General features: G+C 68.8%; 13 protein-coding genes and 1 pseudogene. 5 read left to right on the plus strand and 9 right to left on the minus strand.

Going from position 1 to position 21379, the window contains the following annotated elements:
* Positions 1–66 precede the first annotated feature (66 nt).
* Positions 67–1101, minus strand: a complete 1035-nt coding sequence (locus BSF38_RS19035; RefSeq protein ID WP_076348268.1) for a DUF3500 domain-containing protein — start codon at positions 1099–1101, stop codon at positions 67–69.
* A gap of 248 nt (positions 1102–1349) precedes the next feature.
* A complete protein-coding gene (locus tag BSF38_RS19040; RefSeq protein ID WP_076348270.1) occupies positions 1350–1712 on the minus strand; it encodes a hypothetical protein in 363 nt (120 codons plus the stop codon).
* A 682-nt stretch (positions 1713–2394) separates the two neighbouring features.
* Here BSF38_RS19040 and BSF38_RS19045 point away from each other — a divergent pair.
* Both BSF38_RS19045 and BSF38_RS19050 read left to right on the plus strand, forming a co-directional pair.
* Positions 2395–3564, plus strand: coding sequence for an aldose 1-epimerase family protein (locus BSF38_RS19045; protein ID WP_076348272.1), 1170 nt, complete (start codon positions 2395–2397; stop codon positions 3562–3564).
* A gap of 32 nt (positions 3565–3596) precedes the next feature.
* Positions 3597–4478 (plus strand): alpha/beta fold hydrolase, encoded by an 882-nt coding sequence (locus BSF38_RS19050; protein ID WP_168189415.1) that lies wholly within the window; start codon positions 3597–3599, stop codon positions 4476–4478.
* A 150-nt stretch (positions 4479–4628) separates the two neighbouring features.
* On the opposite strand, the gene BSF38_RS19055 is transcribed toward BSF38_RS19050, so the two are convergent.
* Positions 4629–6791 (minus strand): heavy metal translocating P-type ATPase, encoded by a 2163-nt coding sequence (locus BSF38_RS19055; RefSeq protein ID WP_076348276.1) that lies wholly within the window; start codon positions 6789–6791, stop codon positions 4629–4631.
* A gap of 236 nt (positions 6792–7027) precedes the next feature.
* Between BSF38_RS19055 and BSF38_RS19060 the strand changes: the two genes are divergently transcribed.
* Positions 7028–7738: a PSP1 C-terminal domain-containing protein gene (locus BSF38_RS19060; protein WP_076348278.1), complete on the plus strand. Its 711-nt coding sequence runs from the start codon at positions 7028–7030 to the stop codon at positions 7736–7738.
* Positions 7739–9640: 1902 nt separating this feature from the next.
* On the opposite strand, the pseudogene BSF38_RS32700 reads toward BSF38_RS19060, so the two are convergent.
* Positions 9641–11083: pseudogene (locus BSF38_RS32700) on the minus strand (protein kinase domain-containing protein); the annotation flags it as partial.
* A complete protein-coding gene (locus BSF38_RS19070; RefSeq protein WP_076351129.1) occupies positions 11074–11673 on the minus strand; it encodes an RNA polymerase sigma factor in 600 nt (199 codons plus the stop codon). The pseudogene BSF38_RS32700 and the gene BSF38_RS19070, both read right to left, overlap by 10 nt.
* Before the next feature lie 627 nt (positions 11674–12300).
* Here BSF38_RS19070 and BSF38_RS19075 point away from each other — a divergent pair.
* Positions 12301–13284 carry a sigma-70 family RNA polymerase sigma factor gene (locus tag BSF38_RS19075; RefSeq protein WP_076348282.1) on the plus strand — a complete coding sequence of 328 codons (984 nt, stop codon included), beginning with the start codon at positions 12301–12303 and terminating at the stop codon, positions 13282–13284.
* 130 nt (positions 13285–13414) lie between these two features.
* The gene (locus BSF38_RS19080) at positions 13415–14980 is read left to right on the plus strand and encodes an ArnT family glycosyltransferase (protein WP_168189416.1); all 1566 of its coding nucleotides are present in this window, start codon (positions 13415–13417) and stop codon (positions 14978–14980) included.
* A 14-nt stretch (positions 14981–14994) separates the two neighbouring features.
* Here the strand turns inward: BSF38_RS19080 and hemL are convergent, their stop codons facing one another.
* From hemL to BSF38_RS19100, 4 genes are all read right to left on the minus strand, one after another.
* Positions 14995–16326: a glutamate-1-semialdehyde 2,1-aminomutase gene (gene hemL / locus BSF38_RS19085; protein ID WP_076348284.1), complete on the minus strand. Its 1332-nt coding sequence runs from the start codon at positions 16324–16326 to the stop codon at positions 14995–14997.
* 7 nt (positions 16327–16333) lie between these two features.
* The gene (gene hemB, locus BSF38_RS19090; protein ID WP_076348286.1) at positions 16334–17338 is read right to left on the minus strand and encodes a porphobilinogen synthase; all 1005 of its coding nucleotides are present in this window, start codon (positions 17336–17338) and stop codon (positions 16334–16336) included.
* 83 nt (positions 17339–17421) lie between these two features.
* On the minus strand, positions 17422–20601 hold the full coding sequence (locus BSF38_RS31735) for an Rne/Rng family ribonuclease (RefSeq protein WP_210405621.1): 3180 nt from the start codon (positions 20599–20601) through the stop codon (positions 17422–17424).
* Between the two features lie 91 nt (positions 20602–20692).
* The gene (locus tag BSF38_RS19100) at positions 20693–21340 is read right to left on the minus strand and encodes a TIGR03936 family radical SAM-associated protein (RefSeq protein ID WP_076348288.1); all 648 of its coding nucleotides are present in this window, start codon (positions 21338–21340) and stop codon (positions 20693–20695) included.
* Between the last annotated feature and the right edge of the window lie 39 nt (positions 21341–21379).

Here is a 21379-nt window from a genome sequence, read left to right on the forward strand (position 1 = left end):
GCTGCTCGACGATGGTTAGAGCCTCGTGGGGCGAGACGCGCCCGCCCGCACGAGGCTTTCTCGAAATCAGGCGGGACGCGCGACGTTGAGCCAGGCGTGGACGTGGGGGGAGCCGCGGAAGTACCAGGAGAAGGCGGGGCCTTCGAGCTTCCAGATGTCCCAGACGCCGTCGTCGTCGATGTCGCCTTCCTTGAAGAAGGTGATCCGCAGTTTGTCGACGCCGCCGGCGGCTTCGAGGCAGTGGCGGACTTCCGCCGCGTCGACCTCGCGGAACATGCGGAGCATGGCGTCGACGAGCTTGGTCGTCATGGCCTTCTGCTGGCCGTCGAGGTCGGCGATCGCCAGGCCGGTGGGGGGGAGTTTCGCGCCCTTCAGGCTGATCGTCTTCTGGTCGTCATCCTCGGCGTCGTCGACCAGCGCCCGCGCCTTCTGCTTGTCGTCGAGCGTCTTGAAGATGTCGTTGGCTAGCTCGCCCTGGTGCCACCAGACGTTCGCCGTGTGCTTGGCGTCTTCTTCGTCGCGACCGCCGGCGGCGTGGCCGTAGAAGATCGGCCCGCCGAACGCCGAGCCCGCCACGCTGTCGCCGTCGACGCGCAAGGTGTCGTGCCGGCCGGTCAACACCCACTCGAACGGCTTGTCGGTCTCGGGCTCGCCGAAGACCGCGACGTGGTAAGCGTTGAAGCCGCCCGAGTCGTCCTTCATCTGCTTCATGAACCGTTCGTAGCCTTCTTCGCTGCAAAGGTTCTTCATGATCTCACGACAGAGCGCTTGCTGCTCCTTGTCGAGATCTTTGATCGTCGGCTTGACGATGCTCCAGTTGTTTTTGACCACGGTGCGGAGGTTGTGGTCGAACGGGAAGCAGATCGTCTCCCGCTGGGTCTTGTTGAGGGTCTTGTAGAACCGCGCGACGGCCGTCTCGGAGAGGTCCGAGGGGCTGGGCCGGTCCTTCGACGGCTTGGCGTCGGCCGCCCAGGCGGGCAGTCCGATCCAGGGGACCGACGCGCCCAGAACCCCGGCACCCAGGGTCCTCACGAAATCACGACGCGAGAAACCCTCGCAATCCGCCGGTGTTTCCGATTTGCGATCGTCGAACCGCGCCATGATCTGGGCTCCTTTGGGAGAGAAGGGGACCGCCGCGCCACCGAAGCGGGCGACGACCAGGCACCGTCGGAGTGTTTCAACATCGGTTCAACCTAATCCCGCCGCTTCCCTCCGTCAACCACGTCACGAGCGGAATACCGCGCGTCGTCCCACAAAAAAAGCCCGGCGCGATCTCGGGTCGGTCGAGAGCGCGTCGGGTTCAGGTAGGCGAAACGTTCGAGAGCGGAGGGCCGGGCGATCGTTGAATCTCAGTTCGTCTTGGGGCTGTACTGCGGCGTGATGCTCAAGGTCTGGGGCGTCTGCGCGGCGGTGGGCAGTTGGCTGATCGGCAGCATGCCCACGACGGTCCAGGTGACGTCGCTCGTGGCGGTGATCTCCATGCCGAGGTTCCGGAGCGTGCTGAGGAAGTCCGAGAAGTCGCCTTGCCCGTTGCCATGGATGTTCACGCCGACGTTCGATCCGTCGATCGGGATCGAGCCCGGGCCGGTCTCGATGGGTTGGTTGCTGTTCGTCAGGAAGTTCTGGTAGATGACGTTGAGCTCGCCACTGACGTTAGGCGGCAGGTTTTGCGCGGCGGTCCCGGCATTGTTCGTCTGGTTAGGTGGCGTCATGGGTGTAGTCGGCACGGGGGTTGGGGTTGGGGTTACGACGGGTATTGCCGGCGCACTGGTCGGAAAGCGAAGGGACGAGGCGGTCATCCAGGCGTGGTTCGGCGTCGCGGCACCCACGGACGAAGAATGAGCCTGCGCGGCGCGGCGGGCCTGCGCCTGGGCGAGCAGCGCGGCTCGCCCGGTCGGGAGACTGGCGGCCGAGTTGACGTTCGATGTTTCGCCGAGAGAGACGGCGGTGGGGCCTTGAAACGTCGTACCGGACCGGGCGATGCGGAGCGTCTGTTGCATTCCCTGAAAGTGAAACGCCCGGGCCCCCGGATTTTGAGCTTGGGCGAGCGCCGCTTGCCAGGCGCTTGAGATTCCCACGGCCGGAGCCTCGCGGGATTCGAGACTCTCCAGCTGAAAGTTCGGCTTTCGGTTTGTGCGGGTTCGAGTCGTCATCGGAGTCATCCTCCCTGTTTTCAAGCGACAGGGCAAAGGAGTAGGCGCGAAGTCGTTACTCGATGCTGGCTTCGCGTGGATTTCCTGATATCGTGTCCTGACTCGGAAAGCAAGACTGCGAAAAACATGCCGAAACGTCAGTTGTTGATGCGACTGCCGGCCGTTTCGACTGCCGGAAGCCGCGAGACGACCTCTCCCGCCGCCCGACGGGCCGCGAATTCAATATGCGAGGATCTGCGAGATGAGAACATTTGTGCTGACGGATGTGTCTCACGATGCCTGGGTCGAGTCGTTCGCGATCGAAGGCGAGGCGCTCGGGTCGCCGGCGTTTCGGGGCTGCTCGGTCGCCAAGCGGAGGCTCCACGGCGGCCGGCGCGAGGGCGTCGACTTGATCGAGATCGACAACGGCGCGCTTGCGTTCTCGATCATCCCGACCCGCGGGATGAACATCTGGAAGGCGTCGTGCGGCGGCGACCGGATCGGCTGGGATTCTCCCACCGCCGACGGTCCCGTCAATCCGGCTTATGTGAACCTGTTGGATCTGGGCGGAATCGGCTGGCTGGCGGGTTTCGACGAGCTGCTGGCGCGTTGCGGTCTGATGAGCAACGGCGCGCCGCACCGCGACGGCGATACGATCGTTCCCTTGCACGGCCGGATCGCCAACATCCCGGCGTCGTACGTCGCGATCCACATCGACGACAAGCCGCCGCACGAGATTGTGGTCGAGGGCCGCGTCGACGAGTCGTTCCTGTTCGGGGCGGGGGTGCGGATGACGACCCGGATCTCGACGGTGCCGGGCTCGAAGCGGCTGACGGTCCGCGACGAATTCGAGAACCTGAAGGATCAGCCGGTGGAGATGCAGATCCTTTACCACTGGAACTTCGGCCCGCCGTACCTGGAAGAAGGCTCGCGGTTCGTCGCCCCGGTCAAGACGCTGATCCCGCGCGATCCGCGCGCCGTCGAGGGGCTGGCCGCGTACGACGTCTACGGGCCGCCCGAGCCGGGCTTCGCCGAGCAGGCGTATTTCTTCGAACTGCTCGCTGACGGCGACGCCGGCAAGACGGTGGCGATGCTCCGCAACCAGGGCGGCGACAAGGGGGTGGCGCTTCGCTATCCGCTCGCCCAGCTCCCGTGCTTCACGCTCTGGAAGAACACGGCGGGCGCTCGCGACGGCTACGTCACCGGCCTGGAGCCGGCCGCCAACTACCCCAATCCGCGACCGTTCGAGAAGGCCAGGGGGCGCGTCTTGACCCTGCCGGTCAACGGTCGCCACGTCGCCGAGACGGTCCTCGAAGCCCTTGACGACCGCAGCGCCGTGGCCAAGGTCGAGGCCGAGATCGGTCGGCTGCAAGCGCACGCCGCGCCTGTCGTCCACTTATCGCCCAGAGAGCCGTTCGCGGCCGAGGGCTGAGGCCGAAGTCGGATTTTATGGGGATCGCCGCCATGTCCACGATGTTCACGATGCGGACCGGCCGGCTTCTGGAGGTTTGCGAGTACGGCGATCCGGGGGGGCGGCCGATCTTCTTCTTTCACGGGCTGATCGGATCACATTATCAGGCGTCGTACGTGGCCGATCAGGCCAAGGCGCGGGGGCTGCGGATCATCGCGCCCAATCGGCCGGGGGTCGGCGAGTCGGAGTTCGTCGAGCGCGCGAGCGTTCTGGACGCCGTCGACGACGTGGAGGACGTGGCCGAGGCCCTGCGGATCGACGATTTCAGCGTGATCGGGATCTCGGGAGGCGCGCCGTACGCCCTGGCGGTCTTGCATCGGCTCGCCGGACGAATCCGCACGATCACGGTGCTCAGCGGAATGGGGCCGGCGCGGCTGCGCGGGGCGTTACAAGGGATGGAACGTCGCCGTCGGCTGTTTTTCGAGCTGGGTTCGCGGTCGCCGAAGCTCGCGCGCCAGGCGTTCGAGCAGGCTGGCGTGCGCTACCGGGCCGATCCGCCGCGATTCCTCAAGTCGCTCGTCCGCACGTGGTCGGCCGCCGATCGCCGGCTGTTCGAGCGTGAAGACGTGTTCAATCTGTTTCTTAAAGACCTGGACCAAGTCTTCGACTCGTCCGCCGCCGCGGCGGGTCTGGCGCAAGAGTTGAAGTTCTATCGCAAGTACGGCTTCGCGATCGAGAACCTGCCGGCCGACAAGCGGGTGACGCTCTGGCAGGGGCTCGACGACAACATCACGCCCCCCACCATGGCCTGGCGGCTGGCCCAGGTCCTGCCGAACCGTGAGGCCCACCTGGTCCCTGGCGGCCACTTCGTGGCGATCGAGATCGCCGATCAGGTGATCGACCGGCTTGTTCGGCAACTCGACGGGCATGATTGACGATGAAACATTGAGGGGTCACGCGGGCGACCACCGAATACAAGCCCGAAGCGCAAGCGAGTGCATGGTTTTGCGTTTGTTCATTCGGCAACCCTACCGGGAATGCACTCGCTGGCGCTTCGGGCTTGTGTTTCGCTCGCTGAGCGGCTTTCAATCCTCGGCCGGCCGCAACAGGCGCAGGGCGTTGGCAACGACGACCAAGGTGGCGCCGACGTCGGCGGCGACGGCCATCCAGAGGTTGGCGAGACCGAACAGGGCGAGGATCAAGACGGCGAGCTTCGAGCCGACGGCCAGCGCGATGTTCTGGTGGATCATCCGGAGCGTGGCGCGGCTGTGGCGGATCAGCCAGGGGAGCCGGCGGAGGTCGTCGGCCATGAGGACGACGTCGGCCGTCTCGAGCGCCGCGCCGCTGGAGACGCCCCCCAGGGCGATGCTCACGCGGGCGGCGGCCAGGGCGGGGGCGTCGTTGACGCCGTCGCCGACCATGCCGGTCGGCCCGTGCAGCGATGAATACTCGTCGATGGCGCTCACCTTGTCGGCGGGCAGCAGCTCGGAACGCTGTTCGCCGACCCCCAACTCGCTGGCGACGGCCGCCGCCGTGCGCCGGTTGTCGCCGGTCAGCATGATCGTCCGCAGGCCCAGCTTGTGCAGCTCGGCGAGCACGGCCGCCGCCTCGGGGCGCGGCTGGTCGGCGAGTCGAATCCAGCCGAGCGGACCGCTCGTCGCCGTGAGCGCGACCGATGTGCCGACGGCGGTTTCGGCCTTGTCCAACTCGTCGTGGAACTCGGGACGGCAGAGGCCGGCCTCGTCGATGTAGCGGTGGCTCCCCAGGTGGTACTCGATCGTGTCGACCCGGCCGAGCGCTCCCTTGCCGGGGATCGCCGTGTAGTCGTCGGCGGCGGGGACGTCGATCCGCAGCTCGCGCGCGTGCCGGGCGATCGCCTTGCCGAGCACGTGGCCGCCTCGATCGCCGAGCGCCGCGGCGATCCGCAGGACCTTCGCTTGATCGTCGTGGCCCGGCGCGCAGACCACCTCGACGACGTCGGGCTGGCCGAGCGTCAGCGTTCCGGTCTTGTCGAAGGCGATCGCCCGCAGCCGGCCGACTTCTTCGAGGAATTCGCCCCCCTTGATCAGGACTCCGCGACGGGCGGCCGAGGCCAGGCCGCTGACCACGGCGACCGGCGTGGCGATCACCAGGGCGCACGGGCAGGCGATCACCAGCATCACGAGCCCGCGACCGAACCATTCGCGGCCCAGCTCCCAGGTCACGGCCGAGCCGCCGACCGTCGCCCAGGCGTAAAGCAGGGGGACGACCATCACCAGCAAGGCGACGGCCACGACGATCGGCGTGTAGACGAGCGCGAATTGCGAGATCCGCCGCTCGACGGGCGCGCGGCCGGCCTGCGCGGCGCGGACTTGCTCGACGATCCGCGAGATCAGGGCGTCGCCGACCGGGCCCGAGGCTTCGACTTCGAGCGTGCCGTCGCCGTTGACGGTCCCCGCGAAGACCGTATCGCCGGGACCTCGGTCGACGGGGACCGACTCGCCGGTGATCGCCTTCTGATCGACGCTCGACCGCCCCTTGAGCACCGAGCCGTCGATGGGCACCTTGTCGCCGGACCGGATCAAGATGCGGTCGCCGGCGACCACCTGATCGGCCGGGATCGTCGCGACCTGGCCGTCGAGGCCGATCCGCTCGGCGGTGTCAGGGGCGACTTCCAGCAGCTTGCGGATCGCGCGGCGGGCGCGGGCCACGCTGAGAGCTTCGAGTGATTCGGAGACGCCGTAAAGGAACGCGACGGTCGCCGCCTCGTCCCACTCGCCGAGGGCCATGGCGCCGAGGATCGCCAGGCCCATCAGGACGTCGACGTCGAGCCGCAGCCGCCGCAGGCTGCGCGCGGCCCGGGGGAACAACCAGACGCCCCCCGCGACCACCGCCAGGGCCATGCAAGTCATCGCGGCTCGATGAGAGCCGAGCCAGCCGAGGAGAATCCCGGCCGCGAGCGCGACTCCCGAGACGACGGTCGTGAACGTCCGGCCGTGATGCGACCACCACGAGGCGGCGGTTTCCGCACCGGGCTCGACGTCGCCGACGAGGGTCGTCTCCAGGCCGCTGTTCTTCGTGATCCGCTCGGCGAGGCGGCGGGGATCGACCTGGCCGTCCTGGTAATCGACGGTCATCATGCCGTTGATCAGGTCGAACCCCAGGTTTTCGACGCCCGGCGCATCCTTCACCGCGGCGCGGAGCAACTCGACTTCATGGGCGCAATCGAGGCCGCGGACGTGGAACGTACAACGAGAACCGCTTGCCATTTCCACCTCGTCCGACAGTGCGAAGGTTACGACCTCTCGACGTTGCGAGGTCCGTTGCCGTCGTAAACGCCTTGACGCCCCCGATCCGGTCGGGCACAGTTTTCTTACTTGAGTGGGTATAGTCGATTATAGGTTCAGCGGGCGTCGTCGGGAACGGCGGCGGACCGATTCCCATCCCATCATGTCGACGGGCGTTCGAGCGTGGCTCGACATTTCTGACGAGGGAAGGTTCGAGCATGGATCCGGAATCGGATTGTCTGGTCCGGTACGGACTGATGGGGCACGTGGGCTGGTTCGCCCTCGACGCCGGCCTCGGGTCGCGGTTCGAGCGCGGGCAGGCCGTCGTGATCCGCACCAGCCGGGGGATGGAGCTGGGCGAAGTCCTGGTCGTGCCGGGAGCGTCGGCAGACCCGACCCGTCGTCGCGCCGCCGAGGATTCGATCGGGACGTTTCGGGTGCTTCGCTCCGCCGACGCCGACGATCTCGCGCTCGGCCGCGAGGTCGAGCGGCTTCGCGAAGCGCGGTTCGACGCCTGTCGACGGATCGTGTCGGATGCCGGCTGGCCTCTGGAGCTGATCGACGTCGAGCCGTTGCTCGACTTGACGACGGTTCTCCACTACTTCTATTTCGGCGGCGACGAGCTTGACCTGGGTCCGGTGCGCGCGCGGTTTCGCGCCTCGTGCGACTTCGACGTGAACTTTGAAGATCTGCGAGCCGAACCGGCGAAGGCGGACGAACCGCCCCCCGTCGCGGCAGCCGCGGCTCGCAAAGGGGGCTGCGGCGATTGCGACTGCGGGGCCGGCGGCTGTTCCACCGCCTCGAAGCCGCCGCGCGAGGCCGTCGCCGCCGCGACCGATTGCGCCGAGACCCCGCATTCGGGCTGTTCCAGTTGCGGCGTGGCCGCGCTCTTGAAAGACCGTCGCCGCGCGCCGACCGCGGCGTCGTAGCCGGGAGCCGTTCGGCCTTTTTTAACGGCCTTTTTTGGAATTGAGGATCGCGCGGATCGGGATGCGGACCGGCGTGAACGCTTCGTCTTGAAGGAACCACTGCTCGTAGTCGCGGTTGGCCGCGATGGCCAGTCGCAAGTGGTCTGCGGCGCTTGGAATCCAGTTCGGTTCGGTGCGGGCCGCCAGGCTCTCGACCGCGGCGACTGTATAGTAGGCGCGGCCCGACGACTTGCCCGCCGCCAGGATCAGCTTCAGGGTTTTCTTGGCGAGCCTCAGGGCGTCGCCGACCTCACCTTCGACGGCGAGGCAGCGGCTCGCGTCGAACAGCGCCTCGGCGCGGTGGACGCTCGAAACGACGTACTCGATCAGCCTGGGGTCGTCGAGGATGAGATCCAGGTCGTCGCGGGCGTCGTTGAACCGGCGCGTCTCGATCGCCAGGCACATGTGATCGATGCGCGCGACGATGTAGAGGGGGTCGATGGCGAGGATCTTGTCGATCTCGCCCGCCGCGATCGCGATCTTGCCCCCCTGGCGGATTTTGGCGGCGAGGACGGCCCGAGCGGTCAGCTCGCCGGGATCGATTTCCTCCGAATCCTGGGACGACTCGCCGGCCGCCGGCCGCGATTTCCGTGGCCTCGCCAGCGGCATCCCGCGCCGGGACGCGGGGACGGACGCGGCGATCGGGTTCGCCAGATCCATGATCGGCGGGCTGCGGAAGAAGGATTCGGGGATCAGGCTCTTGAGCATTTCATAGCGGCGGATGTCCGCTTCCAGACCGCCGGACTCGGGCAGTCCGGCCCGGATGAAGGCCCGGGTCTGCACGAACTCGGCGTGGTCGGGGGCCGCGTCGAGCGCCCGGTTGCTCGCGGCGAGGGCGGCGTGCGAGCGATCAAGGTTGAACAGACAGGTCGCGAGGAAGCCGTGGAGGATCGGATTGTTGGGGCGGCCGCGGAGGCAGGTCTCGATGCCGGCCGCCGCCTCGGCCCAGCGTCTCAGGCGGAAGGCGATCGTCGCCGATCGGTAGTGCCCCCAGAACGAGTCGGGACGCATGCTCAGCAGCCGGCGGTAATGCTCCAGGGCCGTGGTCAGGCCGGCGTCGGGATTCTCCACCTGGCGGACGTCGGCCCAAGGGTCGGCCTTGGGGTCCAGGAGCTTCATCCCCGGTTTGCCGTCGCCGCGTCCGGCCGCCGCGCCGTCGTCCAGCTCGGCGGCGACCCCCTGAAGGTATTCCTCGACGCAAGGGGAGGCCGGGACCGAGTCCGGCCTCGTCGCGGTCGCGACGCCCACCGTCGCGAGCTGGCCGTCGAGCCGGTTCCGAAGGGCGGCCAGAACGCGCGGCGCGGCGGCGCCGCAAACGCGGTCGATCAGCGTTCGGGCGCGGAGCCAGTCGTCGGGCGAGTCCGGACGATTCGCCAAGGCGCGGCAGGCTCGGAAGGTCTGCTCGACCAGCCACAGCTCCAGATCGTCGCGGTCGGCCGCCGGCAGGAATCGGTAATTGTCTTGCTCGCGCCAGTCGCCCGACTCGAGGATCTTGTAGTCCTTCAACGCCCGCAGGGCCGACCCGGTCTCCTCGACCGAGTCGCGCCCCCGCGGCGAGGGAAACCCCGGACGCTGGTAGTGGAAGGCCGGCGACGCGACGTCGTCCCAGGACAGGGCCAGGTGGTCGACGGCGTGGTGTTCGAGGGCGACGGCCATCGCCCGGCTTCCCTGGACGATGAAGACCGCGGCGGTGAGCGTCGACAGCGTGACCGCGAAGGCCGCGATGGCGACCCCTCGGCGGTTGCGCCGCGTCCAGCGGCCGATCGCGCGCCGTCGCGAGGGTTCGGGGGCGAAGGCGAGCGGCCGATCGGCGCGCCAGCGGTCGAGGTCCTCGGCCAGCTCCAGAGCGCGGCCGTAACGGGCCGACGGGTCGGCTTCGAGGCAATGCGTCAGGATCGATCGCAGGGCTGGGGGGACGGTCGCGCCTCCCGATTGCTCGGCGCGGCGGACGACCTCGGCGGCGCCGCGTTCGCGAATCGCGGCGTAGCGTTCGGCCGCCTCGCCGAACGCCCAACGGCCGGCCGGCCCGGGTTCTCGACCGTCGGCGTCGTCGTCGGTCGGCGACCATCCGGCGACCGCTTCCAGGAGCACCATCCCCAGCGAGTACACGTCGGCGCGGTGGGGACCGGCGGCCGTCGCGTCCGGGGGCGTGGGCCCTTGCGAATCGATCGGTTCTCTTCGTCGACGCTTCAGCGACGTCGCGGCGAGCGCTCGAAGCCGCTCGGGGGCCATGTAGGCGAGCGTGCCGCCGGGATCTTCAACGGGCGATTCCGGGTCGTGGAACGACCAGTCCTGGGCCAGGTTGAAGTCGAGCAGCATCGGGACGCCGTCGGCCGTCAGCAGGATGTTCGAGGGCTTGACGTCGCCGTGGGCCACGCCCTGGCTGTACGCGTGGTCGAGCGCCTCGGCGAGCCTCGCGACGATCGAGGCGAACGCCCGGACGTCGGTCATCGTGCGGAGCAGCTCGCGGGCGGGCCGGGCGGGCTGCGTCGCGGGATACTCGGGCGCGGCGACGGCGTCGAGGTCGTCGAGCAGCCGTCGGTCCGAATTCTTGAGCGTCGGCCGCTCGCGGCGCCGGCCGAGGATCGCCGACAGCGTGGCGCCGCCACGGAACGGCATGCAGATCATCTGCAAGGCGCCGTCGTCGACCTCGGCGTGCGAGACGATCTCGACGATGTTGGCGTGCCGCGCCCGGGCGAGCAGCCAGGGCTCGCGCGTGGGACGCGTTGAGATCTTCACCACCACGAGCCGGTATTCGAGGTCGGCCTGCTCCGCGAGGAAGACCCGGGCGAACCCGCCCCGACCCAGCTCGCGCTTGAGGATGTAAGGGCCGATCTCGTCGCCCACCCGGGGCAGAAGCGCGTCGTCGTCGCGCGGCTTGGAGAGCCGCCGGAGCAGCGAATCCGAGCACGCCCCGTCGAGCCGGAGCAGCGTTTCGAGGGCCTCGCGATGCTCGGGGAACCGGGCGAGGAAGGCGTCGGGCGAGGGTCGGCGGCCGGCGACCTCGGCCAGCCGGAATTCGCGGTAGATCAGCTCGACGGCCTGGCTGGCCGTCCAGTCCGACAGACCGTCGAGGTAGAGTTCCGCCCCGGGCGTCTCGCCTCGCTCCCAGCGCTCGGTCAGATCGGCCAGCGCTTCCAGGTAGGCTCGCGACGTCGGCCCGATCGTCAGCGTCGACGAACCGTTGGTCTGGAACGCCGCCGCGCCGAAGCGGCCGTCGCGCGGTTCCAGCAGCAGACCGCTTGATCGCGACCGTGACGCGGGGGTGGAATCCAACGGCGACGCGCGGTCCGACGTCATTGCCATCCCCGGGCCTCCATCCGCGCCCGGGCCGAATCGATGATCCGCCGCGCCGACCGCTCGCACATCCCGGTGCGCGCCGCGATCTCGTCCAGGGTGAGACCCTGGTAACGGAGTGTGATGACCTCGATTTCGCGGGCGTTGCAGCCCGAGGTCAGCTGGGCGAGGCGTTCGCCGGCCTGCACGGTTTCGCTCGGCGACGGCCCGCGCGCGATCAGCTCGCGCTCGACCTCGCGGTCGCCGCGGCGGACGTACAGCCGCTCTTCCCGCTTCACCGCGTATTTCTCGGTCTTCGTGAGCCGCCTGTGCTGCTCGAACACCTTGTTGCGGGCCATGCCGTCGAGAAACTTGCGGAGATGACGGGCGTTCTCGAACTCCTGCGGCCTGTCCTTCAAATCCGCGAAAAAGCTCTGCCACACGGCCTGGACGAAATCCATCGAGTCGTACTGGCCGCGCATCGTCTTCGGCAGCCGACCGCGCACCATCATCCGCACCTCGCCCTCGAACCGGTGCAGCAACTGATTGAACGCGGCCTCGTCACCGAGCTTGGCGCGCGCGATCAGGTCGGGGACGTCCAGCTCGTCTCGCGAGACCAAGCCCTCTTCTTCCGCCGGCTTTCTCACTGGGTCGTCCCCCTGATATCGGAACGTGCCAGCTCGTCCCGCGTCATGGCGGGCCGATCAAGATTCAAGCGACCGTGAAACCCACAACGCTCTCCGCCCCTGACTCCTCGGTGGAGTCCACTGGCGCGAGCGCATGCGAGCAATGGCGGCCCTGGTAGCTAATTAAACATCCTCGGCCATGTGATTTCCAGACAATTACCAAAAATTCGGAGTCGATCGGTCGCGGACGCGGTTTTCCCGGATTGTGCGAAGAGTTCACCACTCTCCTTCGCGTTTCACGTAGATTGGGTAATTTAGAGTTTGTCGTAATTGCGTGGTTGCGATCGTCACGACTCGCCGAATCGGACGTTATGGGAATGTTCTCGGAATCTTGTCCGGTTATGAAAAGCGATTGCAACTGAGTGATGTGATGCTCCTTTCCAAGGTTGGACGACTTGAGACGTGGACGGTTCGCAAGGTTGCTTAGGGGCGCCCGGTGATGATCCGGGGTGCGATCAGCGAGCCTGCTCAACCTCAAATCCTGCAAGGAGCGGTCGACTGCCGAGCGGAATCTCTTCCTGATACACCCATTGATGGCGATCGCGAGCCGGGAGTTCTTCCATGTACCGCACCGAGGCGAGGGAATGCGTGGTCTCGCATGATCTTCAGACCTACTTCCGCGACATCAACGAGGTTTCTCTGCTCTCCGCCGAAGAAGAGCGCGAGCTGTCCGAGGCGATCTCCCGGGGTGACGAGGACGCCCGGACCCGCATGATCGGCGCGAACCTCCGGCTGGTCGTGCGGATCGCCCGCGACTACCTGGGGCGAGGTCTGGTGCTGGACGATCTGATCGGTGAAGGCAACATCGGGCTGATCCGGGCCGTCTCGGAATTCGACCCTCGCTTCGGCACCCGATTCAGCACCTACGCCAGTTACTGGATCAAGCAGGCGATCCGCCACGCCTTGATCAACACGACGGCGACGATCCGGCTCCCCGCCCACATGGTCGGCCTCTTGACCCGGTGGCGACGCGCCGAGCGGCTGCTCACCCGCGAACGCGGCCAGGCCCCGACCTTCGACGAGATCGCCGAACACCTGGAGCTGACCGAGACCCAGAAGGGGCTCGTGGCCAAGGCCCGGAGGGCCAACCAGCTCAAGCTCGAAAGCGGCGTCGGCGACGACGAGGAATACTGGTCGCCCGACGACTCGATCGACCCCGCCGTCGGCCCGACCACGGCCCTTGAATCGTCCGACGAACGCTCCGACGTGCTCCGCCGCCTCGACTGCCTCGACGACCGCGAGCGGCTTGTGGTGCGGCTCCGCTACGGGCTCGAAGGTGCCACGCCCTTGACCCTCAAGGAAATCGGCTCGCGGCTCGGCATCACTCGCGAGTGGGTCCGGAAGATCGAGCTTCGCGCCGTGAACAAGCTCGAAACCGCGGCCTACGCCACCGCCGCCGCCCCCGCGACCACGAAGCCGGCCGCCCCCCGAGGCCTCGCTCACCGCAGGTCGCGCCAGTCCGCATCGAACTCGGTCCGAACGGCCCCGAAGTCGCGGCCCATGTCGTACTCGGCCCGCCCGGCGCAGGTCGCCGCCGCGTGCTGAGCTTCGATCCCTCGCTCATCGTCCTCTCCGGACTCCTCTTGCTTTGGCCGTTCCCTGGGTGCTCCAATCGGGAACGGGTTCAAGGGACGAAGGTTGTCAGGGTCTCCCATCACGGGGAGCCGGAGCGGCGGTGATCGTGCAAATCCCGAGGCGAGCTTCCCCCGGCGCGCGAACGTGGCTCGCCGGCCTCTTGATCGCGGCGGCCGCGACCCTTTGCGTCGCCGTTCAGACCAACCCGGCGGCCCCTCCTCGGTACGACGGCGCGGGGTACGCCGTGCTGGCGACCGCCCTCCTCGACGGCCAGGGCTACCGCGCGATCGATCACCCCGACAAACCCCGGCACGCTCATTTCCCCCCTGGATACCCGGCGTTCCTCGCCCTCGTCTGGTCAGCGACGGGGCGATCCGACTTTGCGGCGCACGTCGCCTCCGGACTTTGCACAGTCGCCGCGACGCTCGCCGCCTGGCTCTGGTTCCGGACGATGTACGCGCGGCCCGTCGCCCTGGCGATGGCGACGGCCCTCGCCTGCAACTGGGTCTGGAGTCGTTCCGGCGCGGGCGTGCAGTCGGAGCCGCTGTTCGAGCTGCTCGGCCAGATCGCGATCCTGGGCGCGGTCGCGCCGTTTCCTCGCGGTGAAACCCGTCGCGGCCTCGTGGTCGGCGCGCTCCTCGGCGCGGCCGTTCTGACCCGGCATGTCGGCCTGGCCCTGGCCGCGGCGGTCTTCGTCGACATGGCCGTTCGCCGGCAGTGGCGAACCCTTGCCGCGTCGGCCGTCGTGCTGGTCGCGTTTGCGACCCCCTGGGTCGTCTGGCAGCTCGGGCTCACGGGAACCGGCGGCAGCCAACTCGGCCTGCTGGTACAAGGCGGCCGAAGCGTGTTCGGCGGGCTCGTCGACCAGGCGGTATTCTACGCCGACCGGATTCCCGATCAGTTGACCGGTCCGTTCGTGGAAGTCGCCACGACGCCTGGCCGTCCGCCGGCCCTCAGGGTCGTCGCGCGGTGCTTGGCGTGGCCGGCGACGACCCTCGTTGTGGCGGGCTGGATCGCCGTGCTGGCCGTTCCGCGACGACGGCTCGCGGGCCTGGTTCCGCTGGCGACACTCGCGCTGCTGCTGATCTGGCCGTACACCGAGGCCGGTCGGTTCTTGATCCCGCTGGTCCCGTGCCTGATCGTCGGGGCCGTCGAGGGGCTGTCGCTGGTCGCGAAGTCGGCGCGGCGAGTGGTCGGCCGGGCGTCGGACTGGTCGAACCGGCGGACACGCGTCGTCTCGGCCTGCCTGATACTGGGCGGTTCGCTGCCGTTCACGGCTTATGCGATGGCGACGGCCGATCGTCGGATTCGAGGTGAGGCCGACCGTGGATTCGACGCGGCCTGCGGTTGGATTCAGAGCCAGGCCGGCCGCCCCGGCCCGGTCCTGACCCGGCACCCCGGCGAGGTCTTCCTGCGGACGGGCCGCCAGGCGCTCGAAGCGACGACGTCGGAGCGCCCCGGGGCTGTCGACGCCGACCCCCAGGCGATCGCCGAGACGATCGCCCGGTACGGCGTCGCTTACTTGCTAGTCGACGACCTGCGCTATGCGGCGGCCGTCGCATCGCCGCTCGATCGGTTCGTGAAGGAGCGGCCGGAGGCCGTCCGACAGGTCATGTCGGCCCGCGATCGGAACGGCTCGGTCCGCGTGTTCGAGGTCGTGCGGTGAAGCTCGGTTGAAGGTCAGCCGGCGATCGCGGCGAGCGACTCGCGGGCGGCGGCGATGGTGTGGTCGACATCGGCCTCGGTGTGGGCGGCCGAGACGAACGCGGCCTCGAACTGGCTGCACGGCAAGTACACGCCCCGCGCCAGCATCTCCCAGAAGAACCGGCCGAAGAGGGCGACGTCGCTACGCTTGGCGTCCTCGTAGTCGTGGACCGGACCGTCGTGGAAGAAGAGCGTCAGCATGCTTCCCACGCGCTGAACGATGTGCGGAACACGGGCGTCGTGGGCGGCCTTTTCGAGCCCTTCGGCCAGGCGGGCCGAACGCGCTTCGAGCCGGTCGTAGAACGAAGGCTCGCGGAGCAGCTTCAGCGTGCTGAGTCCGGCGGCCATGGCCAGCGGGTTGCCCGATAGCGTGCCGGCCTGGTAGATCGGCCCGACCGGCGAGACCTGGTCCATGATCCGCGACGACGCCCCGTAGGCCGCCGCGGGGAGCCCGCCGCCGATGATCTTGCCCAGCGCGGTGAGGTCGGGCGTGATCCCGAACCGCTCCTGCGCGCCGCCGTACGAGAGGCGGAAGCCGGTCATCACCTCGTCGAAGATCAACAGCGTTCCGTGCTTCTCGGTCAGCTCGCGGAGGCTCTCAAGGTAGCCGGGCTTGGGCGGGACGAGCCCCATGTTGCCGGCGACCGGCTCCAGCAGGACGGCGGCGACCTGGCCCTTGTTGGCTTCGAGGATCGCGGCGACGGCCTGGGCGTCGTTGAACGGGCAGAGCAGGGTGTCGGCCGCCGCGCCCTTGGTGACGCCGGGGCTGTTGGGCGTCCCCAGCGTGGTCGCGGCCGAGCCCGCCTGGATCAACAGGGCGTCGATGTGCCCGTGGTAGCAGCCGGCCATCTTGACGATCTTGTCGCGGCCGGTGACGCCCCGCGCCACCCGCACGGCCGACATCGCCGCCTCGGTTCCCGACGACACGAACCGGACCTTCTCGATCGACGGCGACGCCGCGACGACGGCCTCGGCGATCTCGATCTCGCGGACCGTCGGCGCGCCGAAGCTCGAACCGAGTTCGAGCGCCTCGACGACCGCCTTGCGGACCTCGGGATGGGCGTGGCCGACGATCATCGGCCCCCACGAGCCGATGTAATCGATGTATTTGTGATCGTCGATATCGTACAGGTAGGCCCCCTCGGCCCGGGCCATGAACGGGGGCTCGCCGCCGACCGCGCCGAAGGCCCGCGCCGGGCTGTTCACGCCGCCGGGGATGACCCGGCTCGCCTTGACGAACGCCTCGTGGCTGCGAGGGAGCTGGAAATCGGGACGCGAAAGGGCGGGGGTGGGGGGCGGAGTCGGCATGGGAGTGTCAGCCTTCCTTGAGCCAGCGGGCGACGTCGAGGGCGTGGTACGTCATGATGATATCAATACCCGCGCGTTTGAATCCGGTCAGGGTTTCGAGGACGATCCGCCGTTCGTCGATCCAGCCGCGTTCGGCGGCGGCCTTGACCATGGCGTATTCGCCCGAGACGTTGTAAGCGGCGAGCGGCACGCGGAAGGCGTCCTTGAGGCGGCGGGCGACGTCGAGGTAGGCCAGGGCCGGCTTGACCATGATGATATCCGCTCCCTCGGCGAGGTCGATCGCCGCTTCGCGAATCGCCTCGTCGCCGTTGGCCGGGTCCATCTGGTAGCCGCGGCGGTCGCCCATCCCCGGCGCGCTCTCGGCGGCCTCGCGGAACGGACCGTAGTAGCCGCTGGCGAACTTCGACGAGTACGACATGATCGGCGTCTGGGTGAAGCCCGACGCGTCGAGCCCCTGGCGGATCGCCTTGACCATGCCGTCCATCATGCCCGACGGGGCGATCAGATCGGCCCCGGCGCGGGCGTGGCTGACGGCCTGCTCGGCCAGCATCGGCAGGGTCGCGTCGTTGTCGACGTCGTACCGGCCGGCGACCTCGACGAGCGGTCCGCAGTGACCGTGGTCGGTGTATTCGCAGAAGCATAGGTCGGTGACGACCAGCAGCTCGGGCGCGCGCTTCTTGATGAGTCGGACGGCCTGTTGAACGACGCCGTCGTCGCGCGACGCGGCCGATCCGAGCGCGTCTTTATGCTCGGGGATTCCGAAGAGGAGGACGCCGGGGATCTTCAGATCGGCGACCTCGTCGATGATCTCGCCGAGCCGATCGAGCGAGAGCTGGTACTGCCCCGGCATCGACCCGATCTCGCGGCGCAGGTTCGTTCCGTGGTAGATGAACAGCGGGTAGATCAGGTCGTCGACGGTCAGCCGGTTCTCGCGGACGAGGTCGCGAATCCGGGGGTGGGCGCGAAGGCGGCGGGGGCGTTGCACCGGAAAGCCGGCGGCGGGATCGAACATGGGGCGATCCTTGATCGGTGGGGTGGGACGAAGCGGGCGGGGCGGGCGAGGGGCGTTTAGACCCCTCGCCCGACCGGTTTGCCTTAGTGGCCGCGACGGTGGCCGGGGGCGGGGGCCGGGATCAGCCGGACCTCGCCGCCGTTGGCGTCGAAGCACTCGATCTGGAGATGCTCGGCGGCGACGTGGTCCTTGAACTGGACCTGCACGCTCATGCCGCTCTCGTTCTCGATCCGGGCGATCTCCTTGCGCTTGCGGTTGTTGAGATACATCGCCACGTTGGGACCGACGGTGACGTTGATGCGGCGGATGTCCTCGCGGTGCGAGGCCAACGCCAGGAGCCGCATGACGTCGATCGCCATGCTCTCGGCGGTCTTCAGGACGCCGGCCCCGGTGCAGTGCGAGCAGTCTTCGTAGACCGACCGCTTGAGGCTCGGCCGAATCCGCTGGCGGGTCATCTCGATCAGGCCGAACGCGCTCATGCGGAGGATCTTGGTCCGCGCCCGGTCGCGCTTGATCGCCTCGCGGAGGGCCCGCTCGACGCCTCGACGGTGGCGTTCTTCACGCATGTCGATGAAGTCGTTGACGATCACGCCGCCGAGGTCGCGGAGCCGAAGCTGTCGCGCGATCTCCTTGGCCGCCCGCAGGTTCATCTCGTAGGCGGTCCGCTCGGCGTCGTCCTCGACCCGGAAGTTGCCCGAGTTAACGTCGATGGCGACGAGCGCCTCGGTCTGGTCGATGACGATCGAGCCGCCTTCCGGCAGCGGCACGTGCCGGCGCTGGATCTTGGCGATCTCGTCTTCGATCCCGTACTTGTGGAACAACGGAACCTTCTCGTCGTAGAGCTTGACCCGGTTGACGAACCGAGGCATGACGACGCGGAGGAACTCCTGGGCGCGCTCGAAGGCGGCGGGCTCGTCGATCCAGATCGTGTCGATCTCGGACGTGAAGATGTCCCGGATGGTCCGGGTGATCATGTCCGATTCCTGGTAGATCGGCGCGGGGGACTTGGCCTTCTTGATCCGCCGGAGGATCACCTTCCAGAGTCGCAGCAGGTAGGCCAGGTCGCGGGCCAGCTCGCGCTTGGTCCGTTCGAGGCCGGCGGTGCGGACGATGAAGCCGAGCCCCTTGGGCGGGTTCAGCTCGTGCATGATCTCGCGGAGCTTACGGCGCTGGCCTTCATCGACGATCTTGCGCGAAACGCCGACGCGGTTCAGGCCCGGCATCAGGACCAGGTAGCGACCGGGGATGCTGATGTAGGTCGAGAGGGTCGGCCCCTTGGTGCCGATGCTTTCCTTGATGACCTGGACGAGCACCTCGTCGCCGCGCCGGAAGATCTCCTGGAGCGGCGGCTTGACCAGCCCCCGACCACGGCCGAACTTGCCGGCGCCCGCGGCGTCGCCGCGCCGAGGACGGGCTTCGACCGGGCCGCGCAGGCCCATCTCGCGCTCCAGTTCCTCGATCTCCTCGATCTCCCTGCGGATCTCCTGTTCGAGTTCGGGGTCGATCTCTTCCTCGACCGCCGGACGCGGGGCCTCGGCGTGGAGGTCGTCGTCGAGGTCGTCGACTTCTTCCAGTTCGTCAAGTTCGAGGTCGAGGTCGTCGTGCAGATCGTCGTGGAGGTCGTCGCCCCGCGCGAACGCCGGAGCGGGCTCACGGAAGCCGGTCGGCTCGTCGAATTCGGCGTCGAACACCTCGGGCTCGCGGCCGGTCGTCGGCTCGCCCTCGGGGCGGTCCCGCTTGCGACCGCGACGGCGACGGCGACGGCGGCCTTCGGTCTTGGCCTGGGCCGAGCCGGCTTCCGATTCGCCCTCGTCGTCGGCCCCCGCGAGGTCGCGCTGGTCGAGTTCGGCGAGCGGGTCGAAGCGGCGGTCGTCGGGTTCCGGCGCGCGCGGGCCGGGCCTGGCTCCGAACTCCGGCTCGACGCCCTTCTGCCGCTCGCGGCGCGGGACGTAGCCCGGCTCGCCGGCCCGGTTGTGAGGACGCGGCCGATCGCGCTCGGGCTCGGTCGGACGGTCAAGGCTCTCGGGGCGGAAGGGCGCGGCCTCGGGCTCGATCGGAGCGGGGGCCGGCCGGGACGGACGTTCGGGGGGCTGATGCTCGCGCGGGCGTTCCGGCTCGGGACGATCGCCCCCTCGCGAACGGATCGCGGCGCGGCCGCCGCGACGGCGCGGGAACTCGTCCGGCTCCGGCGCGGAGAATTCCTCGGCCGCTTCCAGACCCAGCTCGATCTCGTCGGGCTCGACGTCCTGGTTGGCCGGGGGGGCCGGTCGCTGGGCCGCCGGCTGCGACGGCGAACGGCCTCGACCTCGGCCGCGACGCGGCTCGCGGCGGCCGGAAGCGGGCGATTCGGGGTCGACGTCCTGGGGCTCGGCGCGTTCGGCCCGTTCCACGGTCGGTTCCGGGGCGCCGAACAACGACCGGGGGCGGCCCCGATCGTCAAACTCGAAGTCCGGGTCGGACGAGGTCGGGGGCCGCTTCCTGCCCTGCGTGCGACTGGGGGGAAGGTCGGGGTCGACCGGCTCGGCTCCGGTGCGCGACCTGCCCCAGAGGGGGTCGACCGGCTCGGCCGGGCCGAAGTCGCGTTCCCGCTCGCGCGGCCGGTCGCGGTCTCGTTCCCGCTCGACGCCCCAGTCGAAGCCGACCGGCTGCGACCAGGAGGTCGGGCCTTCGTCGCGGCCGGCGGCCGCGCGCTGCTCGGGTTCGCGGACGTCCGCCGCGCGGGGAGGCGGCTCGGGGAGGCTCGGCGGCGCGGCCGGCTGATCGCGGTCGTCGACGAGTCCCTCGCCGAACCGTCGGGGCGACTCCGAACGGTCGCGTTGGCCCTTGACCGAACGATCCGGCCGCTCGCGTTCGGGCCGGTCGCGGAGCCGGTCTTCGGCGCGCGGGGGGAACGAGGTCGGGCCCAGGTCGGGGTCGGCCTTGGGGCGACGGCGGTCGTCGCGGTCGCGGCGCGGCTCGCGGGGCCTGGGGCCGGCGCCGGGCTCGGCGCCGAGGTCGGCCTCGTCGCCGCCCTCCTGGTGGCGGTCGTAGTACTGGGGCTCGACGTCGGAGACGTGGAGGAACCCGTTGCGGCCTACCGAGAAGTCGACGAACGCCGCCTGGATGGCGGGCTCCAGGTTGACGACTTTACCCTTATAGATGTTCCCGGTGTAGCTCTCGTGGCTGGTGCGCTCGACGTAGAGTTCTTCGAGAACGCCGTTCTCAATGATGGCGATCCGGCACTCCTCGGGTTGGAGCACATTGATCAGCATTTCTTTCTTCATGCGGTTGTTTCCGGAATTTATCGCGGTTGCGGTTGGTTGTTTCGTCAGGCGCCGGCGGGCCGCATGGCGGCGTTCGCGCGGCGGAATTCGGTCACGGGGCCAGCTCCACGTGGGTTCGCACGAGCACGGCGCCGTCGTCGAGCAGGTCGCGAATCCCGAGGCTGGCGAGCAGCTCTTCGGGTCGGACCGAGCCTTCGGGGGTCACCTTCAGGCGGGCGCGGAATAATCCCTCGTTGGTCAGTTGGGCGTCGATCAGGAACGGTCGCATGTCGAAGACGACGTCGCGGTCTCGGTCCGGCCGCCGCCGCGTCACGTCGCAGGACGGGCTGGCGAGCAGCGCTTCCACGGCGGCCGCCGCGTTCTGGCGGCGACCCTCCGGGATCGGCAGGTCGTACTCGACCCACAGGGGACGGGGAGGGGGGGCCGAAGGCTCCAGCGCCTCGGCGTCAAGCCACTCGAAGCCGGCGGGCGAGACGGCCGACAGCCGCTGGAGCAGCTCGGCGGGGTCCGTCGGCTCCGTCAGCTCGAAATCGACGATCTCGCGACGGCCTTCGATCCCCAGACCCATCGCCAGGGCGAAGACGATCTTGGGACGGGGCGAGAAGCCCTGGCTGGCGGCGACGGGGATCGCGGCGCGACGGACCATCCGCTCAAGACAGCGCATGACGTCGTGGTGGCTGGTCAGGCGGAGATCGCCGCGCTTGGCGAATCGGAGACGGACCTTGGTGGCTTTGGTCATAACAATGCGGTGGATCACTCCACGAGGGCCGGCGGACGA

The organism is Paludisphaera borealis (assembly GCF_001956985.1).
GTDB lineage: Bacteria > Planctomycetota > Planctomycetia > Isosphaerales > Isosphaeraceae > Paludisphaera > Paludisphaera borealis.

Excerpts from the sequence above, each read along its gene's own strand:
- BSF38_RS19035 (WP_076348268.1), bottom strand. The coding sequence starts at position 1,101 with ATGGCGCGGTTCGACGATCGCAAATCGGAAACACCGGCGGATTGCGAG.
- BSF38_RS19040 (WP_076348270.1), bottom strand. The coding sequence starts at position 1,712 with ATGACGCCACCTAACCAGACGAACAATGCCGGGACCGCCGCGCAAAAC.
- BSF38_RS19045 (WP_076348272.1), top strand. The coding sequence starts at position 2,395 with ATGAGAACATTTGTGCTGACGGATGTGTCTCACGATGCCTGGGTCGAG.
- BSF38_RS19050 (WP_168189415.1), top strand. The coding sequence starts at position 3,597 with ATGTCCACGATGTTCACGATGCGGACCGGCCGGCTTCTGGAGGTTTGC.
- BSF38_RS19055 (WP_076348276.1), bottom strand. The coding sequence starts at position 6,791 with ATGGCAAGCGGTTCTCGTTGTACGTTCCACGTCCGCGGCCTCGATTGC.
- BSF38_RS19060 (WP_076348278.1), top strand. The coding sequence starts at position 7,028 with ATGGATCCGGAATCGGATTGTCTGGTCCGGTACGGACTGATGGGGCAC.
- BSF38_RS19075 (WP_076348282.1), top strand. The coding sequence starts at position 12,301 with ATGTACCGCACCGAGGCGAGGGAATGCGTGGTCTCGCATGATCTTCAG.
- hemL (WP_076348284.1), bottom strand. The coding sequence starts at position 16,326 with ATGCCGACTCCGCCCCCCACCCCCGCCCTTTCGCGTCCCGATTTCCAG.
- hemB (WP_076348286.1), bottom strand. The coding sequence starts at position 17,338 with ATGTTCGATCCCGCCGCCGGCTTTCCGGTGCAACGCCCCCGCCGCCTT.
- BSF38_RS31735 (WP_210405621.1), bottom strand. The coding sequence starts at position 20,601 with ATGAAGAAAGAAATGCTGATCAATGTGCTCCAACCCGAGGAGTGCCGG.
- BSF38_RS19100 (WP_076348288.1), bottom strand. The coding sequence starts at position 21,340 with ATGACCAAAGCCACCAAGGTCCGTCTCCGATTCGCCAAGCGCGGCGAT.